Source organism: Yoonia ponticola (assembly GCF_014199395.1).
In the GTDB taxonomy this organism is placed as follows: domain Bacteria; phylum Pseudomonadota; class Alphaproteobacteria; order Rhodobacterales; family Rhodobacteraceae; genus Yoonia; species Yoonia ponticola.
The window spans coordinates 97,675-120,505 of the sequence record NZ_JACIJM010000008.1; the positions used below are offsets into that span (position 1 = coordinate 97,675).

Consider the following 22,831-nt stretch of genomic DNA (forward strand, 5'->3'; position numbering starts at 1 on the left):
CCTTCAATTTCGGTCTTGTTGATACCAAAATGGGCCCATTTGCATGGACCCACAACTGGCAATGCTGCAATGCCGCCATGCGCATTCTGCATCGCAGCAATTTATGACCGCATCAAAGTGGATTATCCATGCGCACCTGATACCGCACCGCCCCTTTCACAGGCGTGCCAAATGTGAACCGACTTTCGCTTTTGCGCGTGCCCAGATTATCCGTCACATAGGGCGTCTCGAAAACGGCAGCGTTGCTCGCATTTTGTAACGGACCACTCGCAACAATCGAATCCACGAACCGTGCCTGCCCGCCAAACGGTAACAAAGGTGCTGCATCAAACTGCCACGTCGTCGAAGGCGTCGCCTGTGTCCCCGTCATCGATGCCGGATTATAGCAAGGCTCACTGATGCCGTGGAACGTGTTGTCCGCAAAGGTGACGCCCCGCGCACGGCTAAAATCCAGATCATCAAACGAGGAATCCACCGCTTCGATCCTATCAATCGCACCGTTCAATGTCCGAAACACATTCGACACAACAGACAATCCGTGGATGTAATGATTAGGCCCGTAAGGCTTGATTACGATGAAATTGAACCACCGCGCCACATCATTTGCCGTGAAAATGTTGCCTGTAATCGTCAGTCCACCAAACGAATATTGCGACCCGAACTCAGGCTCGGATTCGTGTTCATTTGTGAGCTCGATAAAGTTGTTATCGATATAATTGCCCGTGATGATGGATTTGCTATTCGGCAGCGTAAAGATCATGCCCCCCAACCGCACACCATCGGTCGTCTGATCGCCATGAAACCAGTGGTTGCCAGACACAAGGTTACCGGACCCCGCCAAAACACAAAAATGTTTGAACAAAGCAACGCGGTTATCGCGGATTTTGACGTCGTTGGCATTGGCATTAAATGCAATCGTCGTCCGCGATGAAACATCCAGAGGTTGCTCGTTCGACGTGAAATTGCACCGATCCACCATCATCCCCTGACACCCCGTGCCAATCGAGGTGATCCCGCGATCCTTTGGCTTGGTCATGAATGAATCGCGCAACTGGAAAATCAGCCCCTGTGGCGCCAACATGATCCCGCTCGCTTCGCCGTCGCACTGAAAATCAATGTCGTCGAGAATGAACTGCGCAAGGTCAGCATAACCCGAAAAATCGAGCATGTATTTGAACCGCTTAAACGTAAAGTTCTGGGTGCCTTCGGCGTCATACAGCGGCTGGCTGAGGGTCAAAGTTTTCGCACCGACATTGACCGAGGTAACGTAAACTTCGCGCCCGACGCCTGCCCCTTCGACCAACGACCCGACCGGAATATTCGCGATGTTCGTGACGTTGGACAACCGACGGATATTGCTCGTTGCATAGGTACCTTGCGAAGTGGTCGTCGTCGTGTCCCAATTCGGCCCAGCAACGGGCTGGAACTGACCATTGCGGATAACACGACGGGTGGCGAACACGGACCGAGACGGGTCAGCGGCCTGCATATCCACGGGTTCAGTCAGACTGATCCGTCGACCATTCAGGTCAAGCGATTCATGATCCGAAAAATTCAAAAGCGCCTGATACGCCTTTTTAAACGCCACTTCTTCGTCACCAAATGCATCAACATAGGTCTGATAGCAAAATCCATTCTGCAGGATAAAACGTTCTGTCGGATCTTGCAGAACCGTGCCTTCAAACTTGATCTTACTTTGAATGGTCACACTGTCACCAAGGTAATACTGCCCCGCAGACACCAACACGGTTCGCCCATTCGCGAAACCGTCGGCTGCCTCAAAAGCAGCGCTGTCATCCGTTGACCCGTCCCCTTTCGCTCCAAAGTCACGGACATCAACAACCGACATAATATCACGTAGAAACGCGCCCGTGATGTCTTCGATCACCAGATCATCAACCCGAACAAGACCACCGTTGCTGCCCGTCAGATCGATCCCAAAATGCCCATACGCGGCATTCGGCCAAACCATATCAACGCCCGTGCGATCCCCGACACCGATGATCGCGGACACCTCTACGATCTTGCCGATCGTGGTTAATGTGATCGCCGGTCCGGTTTCCGGTAAACCAGAAACCTTGCCGCCACCCGCAGCCCCCGGAAACGCGGCAATCCGCACCGTTGGAAACGGACCAGCAACCGCCTTTATCCTTGCCGTGACCCGCAAATAACAGCTCGGCAAAATCGGCGTCTCGCCCATATACCGCAGGCGCTGCGTACTAGCGTTTTTCACCATCTCCAAACAACCGCCAAAATCCTGATCGGCGGCCACAAAAACACCAGATGCATCCGTCGCATATGTGTCCGTTCCCGGCGTGCCGTCCTCCGTCGACCAAACGCCCAAGCCCGCCGCAAAGGGCAGCGGCATCAACACCACACCGTCAGTAATTGCCTTGTTCATGGTATATCCCTCATGAGTGCAGCAGACGCCCCGTCAGGACAATCTCGCCGCCATTTCAGTCGGGATCAGGGTTAATCTCCTCGCGTAAATATCATCTGACCGCACCGTTGCGCAGGGACACGCAACGCCGTACTTCATTTCGCCGAAACAACTCGCCCCGCTGGCAAGCGTCCCGCAGTCACAACAACCGCAGCGCGTCAGGCAGCCACGTCAGGCGCAACCAACTGCACGCCATTGATCAGCCAGCCATCAGCCGTCTCGATCATCTCATACTCCAGCGTGTGCAGCACATCCTGTGGGTCACGCAGCATAATCCGTTGCAGCGTCACACCGTTTAACTCTTGTGCGGCCAGAAACCGCACATCCGCGTTATCCCAAACCATCGGAAACCCACGTTCGACCATGAGGCCAAAGTTATCAGGCGCGCCGAATATGCCTTGAATCGTCGGGCTCGCGTACGAAAACGCTTCGTCAACATCGCGGTCATTGAATGCTTGCAACTGACCGCTGATCACATCCTCAATCGCTTCACGCGCTTGACCAATCGCCATTCCGGCCAGCAACACAAACGTACAACCGGCGACTAAAACTCTGTTTAACATATTCTCGCTCCCTACAGTTATCCCTGTAGTTACGAAGCAAAACACGGATAGGTTTCAATTTTCCTCTGCCAAAACAAAAAGGGACGCCGCAATGTGACGCCCCATTCTTACAGATCAATAATTGATAAAGCGTTTATTTCGCCAGCGCTTCTTCGATCAACGCAACCGTCTCATTCACACCATACAGCGCGATAAATCCACCGAAACGCGGCCCTTGGGACGCACCCAACAAGACCTCGTACAATGCCGTAAACCAGCCACGCAGCGGATCAAACGCATGCTCTTTCCCAACAGCAAAGACCATTGATTGCAGCTCTCCCGCGTCCAATCCACCGTCCCAAACCTTGAGCCGCGCAACCATATCCGTCATCGCAGCGCATTCCTGATCCGTTGGCGCACGGTACACTTTTGTCGGCTTCACAAAGTCGTTGTAATACCGCACCGCAAAGCCCGCAGCCTGATCCAATTGAGGGTTCTTTTCGGGCGACGCATCAGGCGCATACCGCTGGATAAAGCCCCACAGTGTTTCTTTGTCCTCGGCACCAGAAACCGACGCAAGGTTCAACAACATCGCAAAGGGCACAACCATATCTGACGATGGGACGTTGTGGCCGTGGATGTGGAACACAGGGTTGTTCATTTTGCCTGCGTCATCCTGAGTTGGATAAGCACGCAACTGCTGGTGGTATTCGTCCACAGCCTTCGGGATCACGTCAAAATGCATCCGTTTCGCGGTTTTCGGCTTTTGATACATAAAATAAGACAGCGATTCCGTCGCTGCATAGGTCAGCCATTCGTCAATCGTCAGGCCGTTGCCCGACGTCTTGGAAATCTTGTGACCGTCAGCATCAAGGAATAATTCATAGGTGAAATGTTCCGGTGCTTTGCCGCCAAGAACCCGACAGATGCCGTCATAGATCGGCGTATTCGTCGCGTGATCCTTGCCGTACATCTCGAAATCAACGTCCAATGCAGCCCAACGCGCGCCAAAATCCGGCTTCCACTGCAATTTGCAATTCCCGCCCGTCACAGGGATCGTCACGTCCGTGCCGTCCTCGTCTTCAAACGTGATCATGCCGTCTTTGGTCACGTCCTTCATCGGCACATATAAAACGCGACCAGATGTCGGTGAAATCGGCAAGAAGATCGAATAAGTCTCGCGGCGTTCTTCGCGCAACGACTTTAACATGATCTTCATAATGTCGTCGTAACGTTCAGCAGAGCGCAGCAAAATATCATCCATTTTGCCCGTGCTGTAATAGTCAGACGACGACGCGAACTCATACTCAAACCCAAAGGTATCAAGAAACGAATTCAACTTCGCATTCATATGGTCGCCAAAACTCGGGTGCGTTCCAAACGGATCAGGCACTTTGGTCAACGGCATCTGCATGAACGGCGTCAACGCTTCGGGGTCCGGCACATTGCCTGGAACCTTGCGCATCCCGTCCATATCATCCGAGAAACACAACAATTTCGTCGGGATATCTGAAATGATCTCGAACGCGCGGCGTACTGTCGTCGTGCGCGACACTTCGCCGAAGGTCCCGATATGCGGCAGACCGGACGGGCCGTAGCCTGTTTCGAACAAAACGTACCCCTTCTCAGGGTCCTTTTTTTCATACCGTTTGACCAGCTTACGGGCCTCTTCAAAGGGCCAAGCCTTGGAAGTCATCGCAGCGTCACGCAAATTGGTCATGTCGATCTCTCATATCAGAATCCCCGCCAGAATTGACGGCAATGGCGCACTCCCTATTGCGCGGGGCGCGGGTCGTCAATAAATCCTATGGATAGAGTGATAAGGATTACACCATGTTCGAAGACGCCCCACTGACCGCACAAGACGCGCTTGTCGCCCTGATGATAGCGGTTTCCGCGTCGGACGAAGATATTCGCACGTCAGAATTGGTGAAAATGACCACATCAATCAATCACTTACCGGTTTTCGCAGGTTACGATTCCGAACGGACACCCCGCACATCCAAAATGGTGTTCGACCTGTTAGAACAAGAAGACGGGCTCGAGGCGCTTTTCGGCCTGATCCGCGACGCACTTCCAGAACGGCTCTATGAAACCGCCTATGCGTTGTCCTGCGATGTTGCCGCAGCCGACGGACGCATCGACGGCCCAGAAGCGCGTATGCTCGAAGAAGTCCGCGAAGAGTTGCAGCTCGACAGATTGCACGCCGCAGCAATCGAACGCGGCGCCCGCGCCCGTCACCTGACGCTTTAAGCGCTCTCTGCGTAGACCAAAGCCCAGCGTTGCAGCAACCGTTGCTGCAACCGTTTCGCCCGCGAATTCCATGAAATCGACCCAGCAGGTTGTTCGTCACCTGCGGCTTTACCACGCGCCCGCGCCTCTAAATCAGCGGCAAAGATGGTAAACACAAGGTCGTTGCCATCCCGCGTGCGCACATAGCCAGCCAAGGATGACACGAAATTCAACGTACCCGTTTTGGCGACAACAGCCGCAGGAAATCCCGCGATTTCGTCACGATCCTCGTCCACGATCGGAATATTCTTCAAGATCGGTCGCAACGTGGCGATTGCATTCGGATCGCGCAAAAGTCCGACCATATCTTGGGCAGAAATGCGTGTCTCGTCGCTTAACCCCGAATGATCCGCAATCTCGGCCCGCACATCCGCACGTTGTGCGACCCATTGCGCCATACAAGCCGCGGATTCAGGAATGTCGTAGGCCTGCCCGACGATCTTTTTCGTCGCAGTCAGCCCAGCGCCTTCGGCGGTCAAATTCGTACTATACCGCAGCATACTGCGCATCATCCGCGTCAGATCATCGCTTTCCTGCACGGCAATCTCTACGCCCTCAGATAGATCCATGATCTTTTCAGGGTTAGGCAGCGGCACGCCCAGCGCCCGCGCCATCGTCTGGAATACATCGCCGGCATACATCGCAGGGTTGCGCACGGGCAGCCAACGAGACCCCGCCTCGCCCAGCGCCCCACGTGCCACAGTCCACTCGTCGATTGCACCCGCTTTGGCGTAGGTGAAGATCGGCAGGTTCCGGTCAACGATCCGCATCTTCGACGTATAAACGGTCGGCCGCTGCGTCGCACTTCGCGCATCCATTGCAACGGTGTAGCGCCCATTCGCCCGCCGCCATTCGAAATGAACACGGTTAAAATTCAGGTTCAGGCCGCTCACCGATGGATTATACCCAAGGTGGTCCATCTGCGGCGGATCAATTTCTTCGCGGTATGGCAACGCCTCGCCCCAGACTTGGAATGATCCTGTGATCTTCGTCACGCCCGTATCGACGAACTTCTTAACCAACGAGCTTAATTCATCAGTCACAAGGTTCGGATCGCCGCCGCCCGCAAGGATCAGATCACCTTGCAGAACCCCGTCAACAACCGGACCAGTCGCCAGCAATCGCGTGCGGAATTTGAAATCACCGCCAAGCGTATCCAGCGCAAACAATGCGGTCACAGCCTTGGTCACACTGGCAGGCGGCAACGCGATATCAGCGTCAGTCGATTCCAACATCTGTCCCGTTTTGGCATCTGCCACCACGAACCCAACAACGCCGTTTAAATTGGCCTCTGCGATAATGTCAGCTGTGCTAACCTGCGCCAGCGGCGACGTTTTCGGATCAAGATCAGGCCGCGCGGTTGGCCGTAACGAGGTCAGAGGTGCTTCGGCAAAAGCAACAGTTGCAACGCTTGATAAAGCAGACGTTAGAAGCGCGCGGCGCGTGAAATGATGTGTCATGCACTACCTTTAAGAAGATTCTCAGAACCGCACCAGCCCGTACAGTACAACTTATTGCCATTCGCCCCGCGCACGGATCGCGCTTGATGATTGGGCCGACAGCGGCATGTTAATAAAGCACCATGCAGGCGCAGCGCGATAACCCAAGGTCTGCGCCGCGTGCCCCGCAATACGCGCATGGGCATAAACCTTTGCCGCCTTCGACAGGCGTGCGGCAATCCTGTCACCGGGCCGCGCCAGAACTCCAATCGGCACGTTATCCATGATCCAGCGCCAGTCCTGCCAAAGATGGAACTGCGCCAAGTTATCCGCCCCCATCAGCCAGACAAATCGCACACCGGGATTGCGCGCCTGCAGCGCAGCGAGCGTGTCAGCGGTATAGCGGGTGCCGAGCTGCGCCTCGATATCAGTCACACGCACACGCGGATGCTGCATCACCGCAGAAGCCGCCTTGATCCGGTCAGCTAGCGGCGCAGGCCCGTGTTCTTTCAGCGGATTTCCGGGACTGAGCATCCACCAGACCTGATCGAGCTGAAACCGTTTCAACGCAGTTGTCGTAATATGCACATGGCCCGCGTGGGCAGGATCAAACGACCCCCCCAATAGACCAATCACTTGGCCCGGTTTCGCAACTGGTTGTTGCACACCCACGCTACCACATCCCGTCCGTCACAGATTAATTGTCTGTTTCCGACGATTTGGCCCAAAGGTTAATCGCTTCGTCGTCCGCGTATTTGTCGATTTCGGCCAACTCGTCCGCTGTGAATTCCAGATTGCCAACGGCACCCGCGCAATCGACAACTTGGCTCGGTTTCGACGCACCGATCAATGCCGTCGTGATACCGCCGCCGCGCAGAACCCAAGCAATCGCCATCTGCGCTAGCGTCTGCCCGCGCCCTTCAGCGATCTCGTTCAGCTTGCGGATATTGCCCAGCGCATGGTCGGTCAGCATCGACGTCGCCAATGATTTGCCCTGTGCCGCACGTGAATCCTCTGGAATGCCACCAAGATACTTTTTCGTCAGCATCCCCTGCGCCAGTGGCGTGAACGCAATCGAACCAACACCAAGGTCTTGCAACGTGTCCTTCAACCCGTCCTTTTCAACCCAACGGTTCAACATGTTATAGGACGGCTGATGGATCACACAGGGTGTCCCCAGATCGTTCAAGATCGCGACGGCTTCTTTGGTGCGTTCCGTATTGTAGGATGAAATCCCAGCATACAACGCACGACCAGAGCGCACGATATAATCCAATGCGCCCATCGTTTCCTCTAGCGGTGTCTCTGGATCAAAACGGTGCGAATAAAAGATATCAACGTAATCAAGACCCATCCGCTTGAGCGATTGATCACAAGACGCAATCATATACTTGCGGCTGCCCCACTCACCATAAGGGCCCTCCCACATGTGGTAGCCAGCCTTAGAGCTGATGATCAACTCATCTCGGTGGTTCTGGAAATCTTCTTTCAGGATCGACCCAAAAGCATGTTCCGCAGAGCCAGGAGGCGGGCCGTAATTATTCGCCAAATCGAAATGCGTGATCCCGTGATCAAACGCAGTCCGGCAAATCGCCTGCTTGGTGTCATGCGGCGTGTCATGGCCAAAGTTATGCCAAAGCCCCAATGATACAGCCGGAAGTTTCAATCCAGACTTGCCGCACCGGCGATAAGTCATCTTTTCGTAGCGATTTTCAGCAGGTGTATAGGTCATGCGAGGCTCCATTTTCAGATGCACATTGGAACGACACAGCGTAGTGATTGTCAAACAGATTGCTAGCTTACGCACGACATATCGTGTTAACGCGTTGTCCATCATTGCGCGGTACTGTCGCGGAAACTACGGAATTCACAGGCATGAAACAGCACAGATTTGCCTTTGCAAATCAACGCCCTACCCCAGCAAGCGATCTAGATGTGTCCCCATTGATCTCAGACGCAAGCTACTATCGTGCAATCGGCATGTCCGCTGACGTCGGCTTGCTGGTGCAGTCGATGGACGGCCGCATTCTATGGGCCAACGAAACCTACGCGCAGATGTTGGTTCTGCCGCTCGACAAAATCATCGGGCGCAACCCGCTGGAATTTGCCTTATCCCCAGAAAACAAACCCAGCGACGCTGAGATCGCCGCATTCAAATTCAAACCGCACGCACGGGGAAAATCGCGCGTGTCCATCTACCAAAACCAGCGCGGCAATGGCGAGGATTTTTGGGTCGAACTTCATGTGTCCTTCGACAAAATCCGCGAATATGGCGACGTCGCGATCACTGTGACGCGCGAAATTACAGACCACATCACCCGCCAAATGGAACTGACCGCAACAACGGCAAAACTCGCACGCCTTGCGGCGACCGACAGCCTAACAGGGCTTTCTAACCGCCTTAATATCATGAATAAAATGGCGCAGGCACTAGCCGCGCCCAAGCGTACAGGGCGCGGGGTCGGGTTGCTCGAAATTGACCTCGACCACTTCAAATCGATCAACGACGGCTTTGGCCATTCAGCTGGCGACGCGATGCTAAACCAGATCGCGGACACCTTGCGCAGCGTCATTTCCAAAGATGACATCGCCGCACGAATTGGTGGCGACGAATTTCTGATGTTGTTCCCGAATGCAAAGTCGCTCTCTGAAATCGAGGATATCGGCAACAAGATCATCACGTTGAATGACCAAACGATGCAGATTAACGGCGCGGCGCTACAATGCGGCATGAGCATCGGTGCCGCCTTCGCCCAAGAAGACAGGTTAAGCCCCGAAGATTTGCTGAAACGTGCCGACTTTGCACTCTACGAGGCAAAAAACGGCGGACGGGATCGCGTAGCGCCCTACGACAAAACCCTTCACGCACGTCAGGTTGCCGAATCTCACCTTGCTGATGAATTGCGCCTCGCCGTCGCAAACGACGAAATCGCGTTCCAATTCCAGCCAATCATGCAAATCAAATCAGGCGCCATTTCCAGTTTTGAAACGCTTGCGCGGTGGAACAATCTGCGTCTCGGGCTGATTTCGCCCGAAAATTTCTTGCCCCTCGCGAAAAGCCTCGGTCTATTAGCCGCCATCGATTTTGCAGCACTCAGGGCCGCCTTGGACCTAAAGGTCATGCTGAACGCCAACGGCCATGCGGATATCCGTGTCGGCATAAACGGCTCTGCCGAATTGCTCGCCCACCCCACGTTCTTCGATACGCTGATATCCGAAGTGAACGCACGGAACCTTACCCCGACAGACGTGATGATCGAGGTCTTGGAAACAGTCGTTTTCGATGACATCAGCAAAAATAACCCTTTAGTACAAACGGTTCAGCGCCTTCATGACGCGGGGATAGCGACCCACCTCGACGACTTTGGCACGGGGCACGCGGGCTTGACCCATCTCGCAACTCTAGCCGTCAATGGTGTCAAAATCGACAGAACCCTGACGCAAAATATCCTGACCGACTCGACCAGTGCCAAGATTATCGCGATGATGTTCGAACTTTGCCGCGACCTCGACCTTTCCACCGTGACCGAAGGCATTGAAACCACCGAACAGGCTCAAGCGATCGCAAATATGGGCGGCTGCGCAATACAGGGCTATTGGCTCGCGCGTGCGATGCCAGCGCCCGATGTGATAAACTGGCTGGCAACCCGCCCTAACGTCTCGGCCCGGATCACCAGTTCACCGATTGCCGCCGCAGCCTCACCCCGCTATTGAGGGTCAAACTTCACTAATCGGAGCGTCCATCATGGCCAGCAATCAATTCGTCTATTTCATGGACGGCGTGTCCAAAACATATCCCGGCGGCAAAAAGGTGTTTGAAAACATCCGCCTAAACTTCTTGCCCGGCGTGAAAATCGGCGTTGTCGGTGTCAACGGCACCGGTAAGTCGACCTTGATGCGGATTATGGCCGGTCAAGACAAAGACTTCGCAGGCGAAGCATGGGCCGCCGAAGGCGCGCGTGTTGGCTACCTGCCCCAAGAACCACACTTAGACGAAACGCTAACTGTGCGTGAAAACGTCATGCTCGGCGTGGCTGACAAAAAGGCCATTCTGGACCGCTACAACGAAGTGGCGATGAACTATTCCGAAGAAACCGCCGACGAGATGGCGAAACTTCAGGACGAGATCGACGCGCAGAACCTCTGGGATCTCGACGCACAAATCGACGTGTCCATGGAAGCCTTGCGCTGCCCTGCCGACGACGCCGATGTCACAACGCTTTCCGGTGGTGAACGCCGCCGCGTCGCCCTGTGCAAACTCCTGCTCGAAGCACCAGACATGCTGCTGCTCGATGAACCGACCAACCACCTCGACGCCGAAACAATCGCGTGGCTGCAACAGCACCTCATTGATTACAAAGGCACAATTCTGATCGTCACCCACGATCGCTACTTCCTTGACGCGATCACCGGTTGGATTTTGGAACTCGACCGTGGCTCTGGCATTCCGCACGAAGGCAACTATTCTTCGTGGTTGGAAGCCAAAGCAAAGCGGATGGAACGCGAAGCCAAAGACGACAAATCCAAGCAGAGAACGCTAGAACGCGAACTCGAATGGATGCGCCAAGGTGCAAAGGCCCGTCAGGCCAAATCCAAAGCGCGGATTGCGTCCTATAATGAGATGGCGAACCAGTCAGAGCGCGAAAAAATCGGTCGCGCCCAGATCATTATTCCAAACGGCCCGCGCCTCGGGTCCAAAGTGATCGAAGTCACCGACCTGAAAAAAGCGATGGGTGACAAATTGCTCGTCGAAGGTCTGTCCTTTGACCTGCCCCCCGGCGGCATCGTCGGCGTGATCGGGCCAAACGGCGCGGGTAAATCCACACTGTTCTCAATGCTGACAGGCCAAAATCAGCCGGACGAAGGCACCGTTGAATTTGGCGACACCGTGAAATTGTCCTACGTTGATCAGTCGCGCGATGCCTTGGCCGATGATACCACCGTTTGGGAAGAAATTTCCGGCGGCGCAGAAATCATCGAACTCGGCGACGCATCTATGAACTCGCGCGCATATTGCTCTGCCTTTAACTTTAAGGGCGGCGATCAGCAAAAGAAAGTTGGACTGCTTTCAGGTGGTGAACGCAACCGCGTCCACATGGCTAAACTGTTGAAATCAGGCGGAAACGTCCTGCTTCTCGATGAACCTACAAACGATCTGGACGTTGAAACGCTCCGTGCGCTCGAAGACGCATTGGTTGATTTTGCAGGCTGCGCCGTGGTTATTTCCCACGACCGTTTCTTCCTCGACCGGATCTGCACGCACATCCTCGCCTTTGAAGGTGACGCGCATGTTGAATGGTTCCAAGGCGCGTTTTCTGACTACGAAGAAGACAAGAAAAAACGCCTCGGTGCCGATGCAACGGAACCGAAGCGTATGAAGCATAAGAAATTCGTGCGTTAACCAAATCACGGTGTCCGGGTTCGCCCGGACGCCGTTACTTCCGCTTTACGAATTCGGTCAAAATAACGATTCGCTGACCTTCGACCTTGCCTTCGATATGCCCAGCATTGTCAGGCACCAACGAAATATTCCGTACAGCTGTGCCGCGTTTCGCCGTAAATCCTGCGCCTTTAACCGGCAAATCTTTAATTAAAACAACAGTGTCGCCGTGTTCCAGCACCATGCCGTTGCTATCTTTGTGCACGACTTCAGCTTGCCCAACAGCGCGGGTCATCACCTCTGGCTCCAACATCATGTTCTCGCGTGCCTCGACAGCCCAGGCTTCTTCGATTCCACCCAATTTGCGCCAAACAGCGACCTGAACAGCCGGAATTCCGGACCATGCAGCGCCTTCTAGGCAGCGCCAATGAACAGAAGGTGCATCATCCGAACGACACGTTTCGCACAACAAAACGTGATCTTCGGCAGTGACCTCAACACCGCTAAGTTGTTCAGTAGCGCCACAAAATTCGCATACGGATCCAGCACGATCCATCAATTCATCCCATCGCATATTGTCGCTCCTTCGGCGTTTTACCGCCTCTCGCACCACAATGCCCCAAAAGCAAGCCGCGATTTTCCTTGCAACTAGGGCGACAAAAGCGCATGTAAGCTTTGCAGACGTTATTCTATCTCGACCCACTGTTTTCTTATCGGCTACAGTCCCTCGATCTAGCACTGACCACGCCACGCCATCGCATCTCCGCGGATGGTATTGAAAACATGAAGGAAAACACGATGGCTACTGGCACCGTGAAATGGTTCAACACAACTAAAGGCTTCGGCTTTATCGCTCCTGATGGCGGCTCCAAGGACGTATTCGTTCACATCTCCGCTGTTGAGCGTTCCGGCCTGACTGGCCTGCGCGACGATCAGAAAGTTACTTTCGACATCGAAGCTGGCCGTGATGGCCGTGAGTCCGCGATCAACCTCGCACTCGCATAAGCGCAAGCTTACGACATCGGGGCGCGCGTCTGCGGGCGCCCCACATCGCTAATTGGCTGAAGTCTGCTCATGATTGCATCGACTCGCTAAACTCTCCCTAAAATTCTTGATTTATAACGAATCCCACGTAACATTTACGTGCGCGTTACCCAATTCGACCGCTGTTCCTCTGCGTCCGGCCCCTCGTTTTTTGGCGCGACGCGCCAGTCCGCTGCAATGCCGCGAGCGGGGTCAAGAGAGGAAGATCGACATGGCTTCAGGCACTGTCAAATGGTTTAATACAACTAAAGGTTACGGATTTATCGCGCCCGATGGCGGCGCAAAAGACGTTTTCGTTCATATTTCAGCTGTAGAACGGTCTGGGCTGACTGGTCTGCGCGACGATCAGAAGGTCAATTTTGATATCGAATCGGGGCGCGATGGACGCGAAAATGCGATCAATCTGACCGTCGCTGACTAAACGACGCCAATCACGCAGGTGCGCTGTCGTGGCGCCCTGCACCGTTTTTAATCTGCGAGTCCTTTCGCAAACGTTAAAACATCCGGTCCCATTGCGGCGACAATCACCTTCACGCCGTCCGCATTCGGATGAATCCCGTCCCGTTGCATGTACTCTGAAACGCCGTCTTGCATACCAGCGACAGCCTGTAACCCTTGGAAAAAGCCAGGGAAAAGCGGGACGTCAAACTCCGCCGCAAGCTCGCTATACATTGCATTAAACGCCGTTTGATATTCCGGGCCGTAGTTACTGCCAGCACGAAGCCCGACAAGCATCACATCCACATCTTTGCTCGCAGCGACCTCTAAAATCCGACGTAGATTCGCGCGACTACCCGCAGGGTCAAGCCCGCGCAGGTAATCATTCCCACCCAACGCGACAATCATCCCATCGACATCCGGTGTCAGCGTCCAATCGACTCGCGACAAACCACCTGCAGTTGTGTCGCCCGACACGCCAGCATTGCGCAAGTCGACCTCGATCCCCTGCCCTTCCAGCCACGCATCCATCTGCGGCACGAATCCGTCACCTTGTGACAACCCGTATCCTGCCGTCAGGCTATCGCCCAAGGCCGCGATCACCAATTCGTCGGCTGCTGCGTAACCAGTTGTCAGGACTGTGACCATACAAAGGTTGCGGACCACCCCGACTGCCCCATATCCAAAGGTGAAAACATTGTTAAAGGCGCGTGCCATGACTGATCCCGTTCTAACTTTATCCGACGTCTCGTTAACCTTGATGGGGAACGCTGGCCCTGTCGATATCTTGCACGACATTGTGTTGAACGTGGCCTCTGGTGAAACGGTCGGGTTAGTCGGGCCAAGCGGGTCGGGCAAATCATCGCTCCTCATGGTGATGGGCGGGTTAGAGTTGGCGTCGTCGGGACAGGTCCACGCCTTGGGCCAAGAGTTGACTGCCATGAACGAAGACGAACTCGCCCGCTTTCGTAGGGATAACATGGGGGTGGTGTTCCAATCTTTCCACCTCATCCCGACAATGACGGCGTTGGAAAATGTAGCGACCCCGTTGGAATTAGCGCGCGACAAGGACGCATTCGCCAAGGCGCGCGCCGAGTTAGAGGCCGTGGGATTGGGCAACCGCATCAACCACTACCCCAGTCAAATGTCCGGCGGCGAACAGCAACGGGTTGCCCTCGCGCGTGCCTCCGCGCCACGCCCGCGCATCTTGCTTGCTGACGAACCCACTGGAAACCTTGATGAAACCAATGGCCAAGCGATCATGGACCTTTTGTTCGCATTGCGCGATCGGCACGGCGCAACGCTGATCATGGTCACGCATTCGCAAGACCTTGCCAGACGCTGCGACCGGATTATTCGCCTGCGCGATGGCCGCGTTGATACAGCATTGGCAGCCGCATGAGCCTTGTGATAGCGGCTCGTTTCGCAAGACGGGAATTGCGTGGCGGTTTGCACGGCTTTCGCATTTTTCTCGCCTGCCTCGCACTTGGTGTTGCGGCTATCGCAGCCGTCGGAACCGTCCGCGCAGGCATCCAAGCGGGGCTCGACCGCGAAGGTGCAGCCCTTCTTGGCGGTGATGCAGAGGTCGAACTGACCTACCGTTTCGCCCGCGAAAATGAGTTGACCTACCTGAACAGCATCGCCGAAACAGTATCAGAAACCGTCGATTTCAGGTCTATGGCCGTCACGGAAAGCGAAGACCGTGCATTAACCCAAATCCGTGCTGTCGATGATTTTTATCCGCTCATCGGACAGGTGATCCTGACCCCCGAAATGCCCCTGTTCGACGCCTTGGCTGATAATGGCGCGGTCATGGAAAAGGTGCTTGTTGACCGTCTTGGATTGGCGCCTGGCGACACGTTTCGGCTTGGCACAGAAACGTTCCACCTCAGCGCGATCCTCACCAAATATCCCGACAATGCGTCAGGTGGGTTTGGGCTAGGTCCGCGCACGATTGTTCGTATTGATGCGCTTAAAAATTCTGGCCTCATCGCAGAAGGGACATTGTTTTCAACGCAATACCGGCTTGATCTACCAGACGGAATAGACCTGCAAACAGTAGAGGATGAGACAAAAGAAACGCTTGCCGATGCAGGCTTACGGTGGCGCGATAGTAGACGCGGCGCGGGTGGCACCGAACGTTTCGTAGCACAAATCGGGTCGTTTCTGATCCTCATGGGATTGGCTGGATTGGCCGTCGGCGGTGTCGGCGTTTCAGCCGCAGTGCAGTCATATTTGGCGGGCAAAACCGGTGTCATTGCGACGCTCAAGACGCTTGGTGCTACACGCAAAACGATCTTTTTAACCTACTTTTTACAGATCGGCGCATTAACCATTATGGGTGTCGCAATCGGCATCATCGTCGGCGGCGCGTTACCCGTCATCTTCGCGCCTCTCATCGAAGCCAATCTGCCGATCCCCGCAGAGTTCACCTTTGATCCCCGCCCCTTGGGCGAAGCCGCAATTTACGGCTTACTTGCTGCGCTAATTTTCACACTCTGGCCGCTCGCCAAAACCGACGATATCCGCGCTGCAACGCTATTCCGAGATGCATTCGGCGCGACAAAGTCTCTGCCGAAAATCGGCTACATCCTGACGACAATTGCGCTGATCGGATTGCTCGTCGGCCTCGCTATCCTATTCTCAGGGAACGCTTTTCTGACACTTTGGACAACCGGCGGCATCATGACCGCCCTGCTCTTACTTGTGCTCGCTTCAGTCGTTATCCGCTTTATAGCGCGACGCCTACGACGCGCCTCGCGTGGCCGCACGTCACTACGCCTCGCGCTCGGTTCAATCGGCGCAAGGGGCGGTGAAGCGACCGCGGTCGTCCTGTCGCTGGGCCTCGGTCTTTCGGTCTTGGCAAGCGTCGGCCAAATCGATGCGAACCTGCGCAATTCACTAAGCAGCCAACTACCAAAGAACGCGCCGTCCTACTTTTTCGTCGATATCCAACCAGACCAAATAGACGGTTTTACTACACGCCTGCAGGATGATCCGGCGGTAAGTAACTTGGAAACCGCGCCGATGCTGCGCGGCGTGATCACATCAATCAACGGGCAAAACGCCGAGACGTTTACCGACGGCCATTGGGTCGTGCGCGGCGATCGCGGTGTCACTTATGCGGACGCTATGCCTGACGGCACGACGATTACCGAAGGTGAATGGTGGCCCGCGAATTACGATGGACCGCCGCTGATCAGCTTTTCTGACGAAGAGGCCCGCGAGATGGGCCTGTCGATCGGTGACGCGTTAGTCGTTAACATTTTGGGTCGCGATATTACCGCGACCATCGCTAGCTTTCGCGAGGTCAGCTTTGAAAACGCAGGCATGGGGTTCGTCATCGCGATGAACCAATCCGCACTGGCCGGCGCCCCACATAGTTGGATTTCAACGGTTTACGCCGAAGAAAACGCTGAAGCCCAGATTTTGCGCGACCTCGCGACCGCTTATCCAAACATCACCGCAATCCGTATTCGCGACGCGATTGCCCAAGTCATTACGTTAATAAGTGGCATATCAGCGGCCACCCGATACGGGGCGCTTGCCACCTTGTTAACCGGATTTCTGGTCCTGATCGGCGCAGCCGCTGCGGGTGAACGCGCGCGGACGTATGAGGCCGCCGTGCTGAAAACATTAGGTGCGTCGCGCAAGCAGATTTTGTTCAGTTTCGCCCTGCGTGCAGCCTTGCTCGGGTTGGCCGCAGGGGGCGTTGCCCTCGGCGCGGGGATTTTGGGTGGCTGGGCCGTGTCGACTTACATCATGGAAACCGATTATACGGTGATTTGGTCAAACGCATTGCTGATCATCGGCGGGGGTGTCATGGCATCACTCGCGGCGGGATTAGTGTTTGCGATCCGTCCGTTAGCAGCAAAACCGGCACAAGTATTAAGGGCACGCGAATGAACGATCCACAATTTTTCGGGTATGGCAGCCTCGTTAACCTTAAAACGCACGGTTATGTGCAGCCACAACGCGCCCAAGTGACGGGTTGGCGGCGGATTTGGCGCAGTACGACACATAGCAAGGTGGCGATCCTATCCGTGACCCCAGACGCCAATACAACCCTAGACGGTATCGTTGCGCAGGTGCCAAACGCGGATTGGGTCGCACTTGATGCTCGTGAACGCGCTTATACACGTCAGATTCAGGCGAATGGCGTTGCGATTTACGAGATCACGGACGAGATTATTCACCCGGAATCCGGCCCGCATCCAATTTTGCGCAGCTACCTCGATGTGGTTATCCAAGGCTATTTGACCGAATTTGGTCCCGTTGGTGCCGCACGATTTTTCGAAACCACCGACAATTGGGGCCCGATCACAGATGATCGCGACGCCCCACGATATCCACGGCATCAACAGCTAAGTGCTGATGAAACCGCGTTTGTTGACAAGCACTTAGCGGCACTTCGTTAGAAGTACCGCGCAGTATTTAGACCTTTGGTTTTGTTTGCAACAACGGCATAACGTCGGCCATCTCGGGACCGCGCTGCAGACCTGTCACAGCTTGGCGCAAAGGCATGAACAATTGCTTACCCTTGCGACCAGTCGCGTCTTTGACCTCTGCAGTCCAATTGGACCACGTGTCCGCCGCGTAGGGTGGTTCGTCCAACATATCAAAGGCTTGTGCGACAAATTCACGGTCTTCGTCAGCGATCAGCGGTGTCGCCCCGTCGCGGAACAAGTCCCACCATGCGGGCAGATCGTCCAGTGTTGCGATGTTGCCTTTGACCACATCCCAGAATGCTGCGGCCAAATTATCGGGCACGCCAGCCGCTACGATTTTGTCGGCAACAGCGGTGTGATCCAGCGTCGCGAGGTAACGCGCCGTGAGTGGTTTCAGGTCTTCTGCGTCGAATTTCGTCGGCGCAGATCCGAACTTGGAAATGTCGAACCCTTCTACGATTTCGGCGATGTTCGCACGCAACTCAACCGGATCGGACGAGCCGAGCCGCGCCATCAAAGACAGGACCGCCATCGGCGCGATGCCGTTCGCGCGAAGGTCTTTTAATGCCAATGTTCCTAGACGTTTAGACAACGCTTCGCCTTGTGGACCAGTCAGCAAAGAATGGTGCGAGAACGACGGCACGGTGCCGCCCAATGCTTGAATAATCTGGATTTGTGTCGCGGTATTTGTGACGTGATCAGAGCCGCGCACAACGTGGGTCAGGCCCATTTCTGTGTCGTCAACCACGGACGCCAAGGTGTACAAAATCTGGCCGTCGTTTTTGAACAAAACCGGATCGGAAACAGAGGCGGCGTCGATGGAAATATCGCCGATGATGCCGTCTTTCCATTCGATACGTTCGTGATCCAGTTTGAAACGCCAATGCGATCCGCGCTCGGCACGCAGTTTGTCTTTTTCTTCTTCGGACAACGCCAAAGCACCACGGTCATAGACCGGCGGTTTGCCCATGTTGAGCTGCTTTTTCCGCTTCAGATCCAGCTCTACTGGTGTCTCGAAACACTCATAAAGACGGCCCATGTCGATCAGTTTTTGCTTGGCATCAAGGTAGCGATCCATGCGTGCAGACTGATGTTCAACGCGGTCCCAGTCGATGCCGAGCCACGTCAGATCGTCCTTAATGCCTTGAACATACTCATCTTTTGAGCGTTCTGGGTCGGTGTCATCAATCCGCAGAATGAACGTCCCGCCGGATTGACGAGCGATGGCGTAGTTGAACAAGGCAGCGCGAAGGTTGCCGATGTGCAGCCAACCGGTGGGCGAAGGGGCGAAACGAGTCGTGGTCATGGGGCATCTCCTGTTAGCGCCATTGACCATGACACAGCGAGATTGTCCAGTTTCGCGCTGGGGCTGCAGCGTGGCACCGTACAAAATGCGTTAATAAACGCCGCTAAACCGCCAAATTCGACTGTCACAAGGCGTGCACAACCTGTGCACAACGCGTGCACTGGTAAGACATTAACTATTGTCGCGAAAAGAGTTCACGATTGGATAACGCCGATCCATCCAAAATGCCCGATTTGACAGGCGCGTGCCGGGTGCGGATTGGAACCGCTTGTATTCGGAAATGTAGAGCAGATGTTCGACCCGCTTGACCGTGTCGCGATCAAACCCGGCGGCGACGCAATCCGCGACTGACTTTTCCTCGTCGACCAGCATTTTGAGAATACCGTCAAGAATGTCGTAGGGCGGCAAGCTGTCGTCATCGCGCTGATCTGGCCGCAATTCCGCTGAGGGCGGTTTGTCGATGATCGAGACGGGGATCATTTCGCCAGCGGGGGCTTTCATCCAAGGACGGTGATTGGCATTGCGCCAGCGACAGGCGTCGAACACCCGCGTTTTGTACATGTCCTTGATCGGGTTATAGCCGCCGTTCATGTCGCCGTAGATCGTGGCGTAACCGACCGCGACTTCGGACTTATTGCCTGTGGTCAGCAGCATTTCGCCGAATTTATTCGACTGCGCCATTAAGAGCATACCGCGCAGACGCGACTGAATGTTCTCTTCGGTCAGGTCTTCTTGTAGCCCTGCAAAAAGTGGTGCGAGCGCGTCGCTGACGGCCGCACGTGGTCCCGCGATGGACACCGTATCGTAGTGACAGCCCAGCGCATCGACCACACCTTGCGCATCATCAAGCGAAGATTGTGACGTGTATTCAGAGGGTAACATGACGCCGCGCACGTTTTCAGGCCCCAAGGCATCTGCTGCGATCACGGCGACGATTGCGCTGTCGATGCCGCCGGACAAGCCAAGCAGCACCTTTTTGAAACCGGTTTTACCGCAGTAGTCGCGCAAGGATTCGACCATTGCACGGTAGTCTTGTTCCAGATCGTCGGGGAACACTGCTTTTTCGCCAGCGACGGCTTCCCAGCCCTCTCCGGTTTGTTCGAAATCGACATGCGCCAGAACTTCGTCGAAGAGCGGCAGTTGCACGGCGAGTTTCCCGCCTCTGTTCAGCACAAAAGAGCCGCCATCGAAGACCTGATCGTCTTGGCCGCCGACCATGTTGACGTAGACCAGTGGCACGTTGTTTTCGACGACACGGGCGACCATTTTGGACATCCGCACGTCGAATTTTTCACGCCTGTAGGGCGACCCGTTTGGCACGACTAGGATTTCTGCGCCGCTTTCCACCATCGCTTCTGCGACGTCTTCGTACCATGCGTCTTCGCAGATCGGGCTACCGATGCGGGGGCCGTTTGGAATGGCATAAGGGCCTTGGATCGGGCCGCGCCGGAACTGCCGCACTTCGTCGAAGACATTGTAATTAGGCAGAAAATGCTTGAGCTGACGTGCGACGATTTCGCCGCCACGGCAAATATAATAAGCGTTATAAAGCCGCCCATCGGTGAAATACGGCCCGCCAATGCCCATCGTGGGGCCGTCCGCACATTCAGCAGCAAGCGCCTCAATCGCGGCTTCGGCGGCTTGGTGGAACGCGGGTTTCATCACCAGATCCTGGGTCGAATAGCCGGCGATAAACATTTCGGGCAAGGCGACCATATCCGCCCCCGCCAATGTTGCAGCATCCCAAGCGGCGCGTGCTTTGGCGGCGTTTCCGGCCAAGTCGCCCACGGTCGGGTTCAACTGGGCCATTGTCAGGCGAAAAGTGGTCGTCATCGTGCATTCCCCTCTTGGGTCCAGCCCCGATGTAGCAGAATACCGCCGCAAGGAAAGATGCTATCCAAGTCACACGGATGCCCCAGAGCGATCTCACAATTGCCATGACACTGATTAATGATTGTTCGATTCAGGGAAGTTAGGTTAACTTCAGACAAAACCAAGAGCACGAGACAGGAAACCTAGATGATGTTCGGATGGCCAAAAGGCACAGCAATCGCACTTACACTTGGTTTGGGGGTCACCTTATCGGGTGCCACGCATGCGCAAACCCAAACAAAGCAATACGACGATGGTGGTGTCTACGAGGGCGAATTCCGCGACGGCAAGCAGCATGGTCAAGGCACGTATCGGCTACCCAATGGATATGAATACACGGGCGAATGGATCGACGGTGAAATCCGCGGCACGGGCACGGCGACCTTCCCTAACGGATCAATCTATGAGGGAACGTTTGCAAACGGCAAACCCGAGGGCACCGGCAAGATTACTTACGTCGATGGCGGCACTTACGAAGGCGACTGGGCCGACGGCAATATCACTGGGCAAGGGATCATCACCTACGCCAATGGCGTTGTTTACGAAGGCGAATTTCGCAACGGACAGCACCACGGCACGGGTACAATGCGCAGCGAAAACGGCTATATTTACGAGGGCCCGTGGATCAACGGCGTCAAAGAAGGCGAAGGTAAAGTCACCTACCCTGATGGTGCCGTCTACGAGGGCAATCTGAAAGCTGGCGAACGCGACGGGATCGGGACCCTGACCACCACTGATGGACTTGTTTACGCAGGTGCGTGGGTCGACGGTCAGATCGAAGGCGTCGGTCGGTTAGAGCAACCCAATGGCGATGTTTACGAAGGCGCGCTGGTCGCGGGTCGCCGTCAGGGCGACGGCAAAGTGACCTATGCCAACGGTGATGTCTACGAGGGCGGCTTTGTCGATGATGTACGCAGCGGTCAGGGGACGTTCACTGATACGCAGGGCTACAAATACGTTGGCACTTGGGTCGATGGCCAAAACGATGGCGCGGGCGAAGTCACGTATCCGGACGGCTCAGTCTACACAGGGACGTTTTCCGCTGACTTGGCAGACGGTGTGGGCAAAATCACCTATGCCGATGGTTCAACCTACGAAGGCGACTGGGAAAAAGGCGTCATCAACGGCAGCGGCATTGCGACATTTGCAAACGGTCTTGTTTATGAAGGCGAATTCCTGAACGCCAAGAACCACGGCACAGGTAAAATGACCTACCCTGACGGTTATATCTACGAAGGCGAATGGGTCGAAGGGCAGCGCAACGGCAACGGCAAAGCGACTTATGCGGACGGTACGATCTACGAAGGTACGTTCGTTGACGGCCAACGCGACGGGACCGGGACAATTACCCTGCCCGACGGTTTCACCCATACGGGCATGTGGTCCGAGGGCGAAATCAACGGTGAAGGTGTGGCGACCTATGCCAACGGCGACGTCTACGAAGGCCAGTTTGAAAGCGGCCGCAGACAAGGCGTCGGCACGATGCGCTATGCCTCAGGCCAAGAGATTTCAGGTCAATGGGAAGATGGCGCATTGGCACCAGAACCAGAGGTCGAAGAACCGGCTGTTGAAGAGCCGGTTGTCGAAGAGGCACCAGCGGCTGAATAAATCATCACAATTCAATAACAAA

19 protein-coding genes are annotated in these 22,831 nt (G+C 55.2%); 9 read left to right on the forward strand and 10 right to left on the reverse strand.

The genetic code is table 11. The features are described from left to right. Window positions 1-112 precede the first annotated feature (112 nt). From FHS72_RS13770 to FHS72_RS13780, 3 genes are all read right to left on the reverse strand, one after another. Window positions 113-2,401: a glycosyl hydrolase family 28-related protein gene (locus FHS72_RS13770; protein WP_183530118.1), complete on the reverse strand. Its 2,289-nt coding sequence runs from the start codon at window positions 2,399-2,401 to the stop codon at window positions 113-115. A gap of 197 nt (window positions 2,402-2,598) precedes the next feature. Next, on the reverse strand, window positions 2,599-3,003 hold the full coding sequence (locus FHS72_RS13775; RefSeq protein WP_246414699.1) for a DUF4864 domain-containing protein: 405 nt from the start codon (window positions 3,001-3,003) through the stop codon (window positions 2,599-2,601). A 133-nt stretch (window positions 3,004-3,136) separates the two neighbouring features. Beyond that, the gene (locus FHS72_RS13780; RefSeq protein ID WP_183530120.1) at window positions 3,137-4,702 is read right to left on the reverse strand and encodes a lysine--tRNA ligase; all 1,566 of its coding nucleotides are present in this window, start codon (window positions 4,700-4,702) and stop codon (window positions 3,137-3,139) included. A 113-nt stretch (window positions 4,703-4,815) separates the two neighbouring features. Here FHS72_RS13780 and FHS72_RS13785 point away from each other — a divergent pair, with 113 nt between their 5' ends. Continuing rightward, window positions 4,816-5,235 (forward strand): tellurite resistance TerB family protein, encoded by a 420-nt coding sequence (locus FHS72_RS13785; RefSeq protein WP_183530122.1) that lies wholly within the window; start codon window positions 4,816-4,818, stop codon window positions 5,233-5,235. On the opposite strand, the gene dacB is transcribed toward FHS72_RS13785, so the two are convergent. Genes dacB through mgrA form a run of 3 tightly spaced genes read right to left on the reverse strand, consistent with a single transcriptional unit; the run spans window position 5,232 to window position 8,445 of the window. Further along, the gene (dacB, locus tag FHS72_RS13790; protein ID WP_183530124.1) at window positions 5,232-6,734 is read right to left on the reverse strand and encodes a D-alanyl-D-alanine carboxypeptidase/D-alanyl-D-alanine endopeptidase; all 1,503 of its coding nucleotides are present in this window, start codon (window positions 6,732-6,734) and stop codon (window positions 5,232-5,234) included. The genes FHS72_RS13785 and dacB overlap by 4 nt on opposite strands. Before the next feature lie 51 nt (window positions 6,735-6,785). Beyond that, window positions 6,786-7,385 (reverse strand): nicotinate-nucleotide adenylyltransferase, encoded by a 600-nt coding sequence (locus tag FHS72_RS13795; protein WP_343042696.1) that lies wholly within the window; start codon window positions 7,383-7,385, stop codon window positions 6,786-6,788. A gap of 25 nt (window positions 7,386-7,410) precedes the next feature. Then, window positions 7,411-8,445 carry an L-glyceraldehyde 3-phosphate reductase gene (mgrA, locus tag FHS72_RS13800; protein WP_183530125.1) on the reverse strand — a complete coding sequence of 345 codons (1,035 nt, stop codon included), beginning with the start codon at window positions 8,443-8,445 and terminating at the stop codon, window positions 7,411-7,413. 143 nt (window positions 8,446-8,588) lie between these two features. Here mgrA and FHS72_RS13805 point away from each other — a divergent pair, with 143 nt between their 5' ends. Both FHS72_RS13805 and ettA read left to right on the forward strand, forming a co-directional pair. Next, window positions 8,589-10,427: a putative bifunctional diguanylate cyclase/phosphodiesterase gene (locus FHS72_RS13805; protein WP_183530128.1), complete on the forward strand. Its 1,839-nt coding sequence runs from the start codon at window positions 8,589-8,591 to the stop codon at window positions 10,425-10,427. A 31-nt stretch (window positions 10,428-10,458) separates the two neighbouring features. Continuing rightward, window positions 10,459-12,114: an energy-dependent translational throttle protein EttA gene (gene ettA / locus FHS72_RS13810; RefSeq protein WP_183530130.1), complete on the forward strand. Its 1,656-nt coding sequence runs from the start codon at window positions 10,459-10,461 to the stop codon at window positions 12,112-12,114. 34 nt (window positions 12,115-12,148) lie between these two features. On the opposite strand, the gene FHS72_RS13815 is transcribed toward ettA, so the two are convergent. Next, a complete protein-coding gene (locus FHS72_RS13815; RefSeq protein ID WP_183530132.1) occupies window positions 12,149-12,667 on the reverse strand; it encodes a PhnA domain-containing protein in 519 nt (172 codons plus the stop codon). Between the two features lie 224 nt (window positions 12,668-12,891). On the opposite strand from FHS72_RS13815, the gene FHS72_RS13820 reads away from it, so the two are divergent. Both FHS72_RS13820 and FHS72_RS13825 read left to right on the forward strand, forming a co-directional pair. Then, window positions 12,892-13,098: a cold-shock protein gene (locus FHS72_RS13820; RefSeq protein WP_106357803.1), complete on the forward strand. Its 207-nt coding sequence runs from the start codon at window positions 12,892-12,894 to the stop codon at window positions 13,096-13,098. 250 nt (window positions 13,099-13,348) lie between these two features. Next, complete coding sequence (locus FHS72_RS13825; RefSeq protein WP_183530134.1) at window positions 13,349-13,558, forward strand: cold-shock protein; 210 nt, start codon at window positions 13,349-13,351, stop codon at window positions 13,556-13,558. Window positions 13,559-13,605: 47 nt separating this feature from the next. Here FHS72_RS13825 and FHS72_RS13830 read toward each other — a convergent pair whose 3' ends face one another. Next, window positions 13,606-14,292, reverse strand: coding sequence for an arylesterase (locus FHS72_RS13830; RefSeq protein ID WP_183530136.1), 687 nt, complete (start codon window positions 14,290-14,292; stop codon window positions 13,606-13,608). Between FHS72_RS13830 and FHS72_RS13835 the strand changes: the two genes are divergently transcribed. From FHS72_RS13835 to FHS72_RS13845, 3 genes are read left to right on the forward strand one after another with little or no spacing between them, the layout of a single operon-like run. Further along, on the forward strand, window positions 14,291-14,977 hold the full coding sequence (locus tag FHS72_RS13835) for an ABC transporter ATP-binding protein (RefSeq protein ID WP_183530138.1): 687 nt from the start codon (window positions 14,291-14,293) through the stop codon (window positions 14,975-14,977). The genes FHS72_RS13830 and FHS72_RS13835 overlap by 2 nt on opposite strands. Further along, window positions 14,974-17,481 (forward strand): ABC transporter permease, encoded by a 2,508-nt coding sequence (locus tag FHS72_RS13840; RefSeq protein WP_183530140.1) that lies wholly within the window; start codon window positions 14,974-14,976, stop codon window positions 17,479-17,481. Before FHS72_RS13835 ends, FHS72_RS13840 begins: the two co-directional genes overlap by 4 nt. Continuing rightward, window positions 17,478-17,993, forward strand: a complete 516-nt coding sequence (locus tag FHS72_RS13845; protein WP_183530142.1) for a gamma-glutamylcyclotransferase family protein — start codon at window positions 17,478-17,480, stop codon at window positions 17,991-17,993. The genes FHS72_RS13840 and FHS72_RS13845 overlap by 4 nt, the downstream gene beginning before the upstream one ends. A gap of 16 nt (window positions 17,994-18,009) precedes the next feature. Here the strand turns inward: FHS72_RS13845 and gltX are convergent, their stop codons facing one another. Both gltX and FHS72_RS13855 read right to left on the reverse strand, forming a co-directional pair. Then, window positions 18,010-19,329 (reverse strand): glutamate--tRNA ligase, encoded by a 1,320-nt coding sequence (gene gltX / locus FHS72_RS13850; protein WP_183530144.1) that lies wholly within the window; start codon window positions 19,327-19,329, stop codon window positions 18,010-18,012. A gap of 171 nt (window positions 19,330-19,500) precedes the next feature. Further along, the gene (locus tag FHS72_RS13855; RefSeq protein ID WP_183530146.1) at window positions 19,501-21,162 is read right to left on the reverse strand and encodes an NAD+ synthase; all 1,662 of its coding nucleotides are present in this window, start codon (window positions 21,160-21,162) and stop codon (window positions 19,501-19,503) included. A gap of 186 nt (window positions 21,163-21,348) precedes the next feature. Here FHS72_RS13855 and FHS72_RS13860 point away from each other — a divergent pair, with 186 nt between their 5' ends. Beyond that, the gene (locus FHS72_RS13860; RefSeq protein WP_183530148.1) at window positions 21,349-22,809 is read left to right on the forward strand and encodes a 2-isopropylmalate synthase; all 1,461 of its coding nucleotides are present in this window, start codon (window positions 21,349-21,351) and stop codon (window positions 22,807-22,809) included. The last annotated feature ends 22 nt before the right edge of the window (window positions 22,810-22,831 follow it).

Bases quoted from the DNA above. Each gene is read 5' to 3' on its own strand.
- FHS72_RS13840 (WP_183530140.1), top strand. From the start codon at position 14,974: ATGAGCCTTGTGATAGCGGCTCGTTTCGCAAGACGGGAATTGCGTGGC.
- FHS72_RS13785 (WP_183530122.1), top strand. From the start codon at position 4,816: ATGTTCGAAGACGCCCCACTGACCGCACAAGACGCGCTTGTCGCCCTG.
- FHS72_RS13845 (WP_183530142.1), top strand. From the start codon at position 17,478: ATGAACGATCCACAATTTTTCGGGTATGGCAGCCTCGTTAACCTTAAA.
- gltX (WP_183530144.1), bottom strand. From the start codon at position 19,329: ATGACCACGACTCGTTTCGCCCCTTCGCCCACCGGTTGGCTGCACATC.
- FHS72_RS13815 (WP_183530132.1), bottom strand. From the start codon at position 12,667: ATGCGATGGGATGAATTGATGGATCGTGCTGGATCCGTATGCGAATTT.
- FHS72_RS13835 (WP_183530138.1), top strand. From the start codon at position 14,291: ATGACTGATCCCGTTCTAACTTTATCCGACGTCTCGTTAACCTTGATG.
- FHS72_RS13775 (WP_246414699.1), bottom strand. From the start codon at position 3,003: ATGTTAAACAGAGTTTTAGTCGCCGGTTGTACGTTTGTGTTGCTGGCC.
- FHS72_RS13805 (WP_183530128.1), top strand. From the start codon at position 8,589: ATGAAACAGCACAGATTTGCCTTTGCAAATCAACGCCCTACCCCAGCA.
- FHS72_RS13830 (WP_183530136.1), bottom strand. From the start codon at position 14,292: ATGGCACGCGCCTTTAACAATGTTTTCACCTTTGGATATGGGGCAGTC.
- FHS72_RS13820 (WP_106357803.1), top strand. From the start codon at position 12,892: ATGGCTACTGGCACCGTGAAATGGTTCAACACAACTAAAGGCTTCGGC.
- ettA (WP_183530130.1), top strand. From the start codon at position 10,459: ATGGCCAGCAATCAATTCGTCTATTTCATGGACGGCGTGTCCAAAACA.
- FHS72_RS13860 (WP_183530148.1), top strand. From the start codon at position 21,349: ATGATGTTCGGATGGCCAAAAGGCACAGCAATCGCACTTACACTTGGT.
- dacB (WP_183530124.1), bottom strand. From the start codon at position 6,734: ATGACACATCATTTCACGCGCCGCGCGCTTCTAACGTCTGCTTTATCA.
- FHS72_RS13770 (WP_183530118.1), bottom strand. From the start codon at position 2,401: ATGAACAAGGCAATTACTGACGGTGTGGTGTTGATGCCGCTGCCCTTT.
- FHS72_RS13855 (WP_183530146.1), bottom strand. From the start codon at position 21,162: ATGACGACCACTTTTCGCCTGACAATGGCCCAGTTGAACCCGACCGTG.
- FHS72_RS13825 (WP_183530134.1), top strand. From the start codon at position 13,349: ATGGCTTCAGGCACTGTCAAATGGTTTAATACAACTAAAGGTTACGGA.
- mgrA (WP_183530125.1), bottom strand. From the start codon at position 8,445: ATGACCTATACACCTGCTGAAAATCGCTACGAAAAGATGACTTATCGC.
- FHS72_RS13780 (WP_183530120.1), bottom strand. From the start codon at position 4,702: ATGACCAATTTGCGTGACGCTGCGATGACTTCCAAGGCTTGGCCCTTT.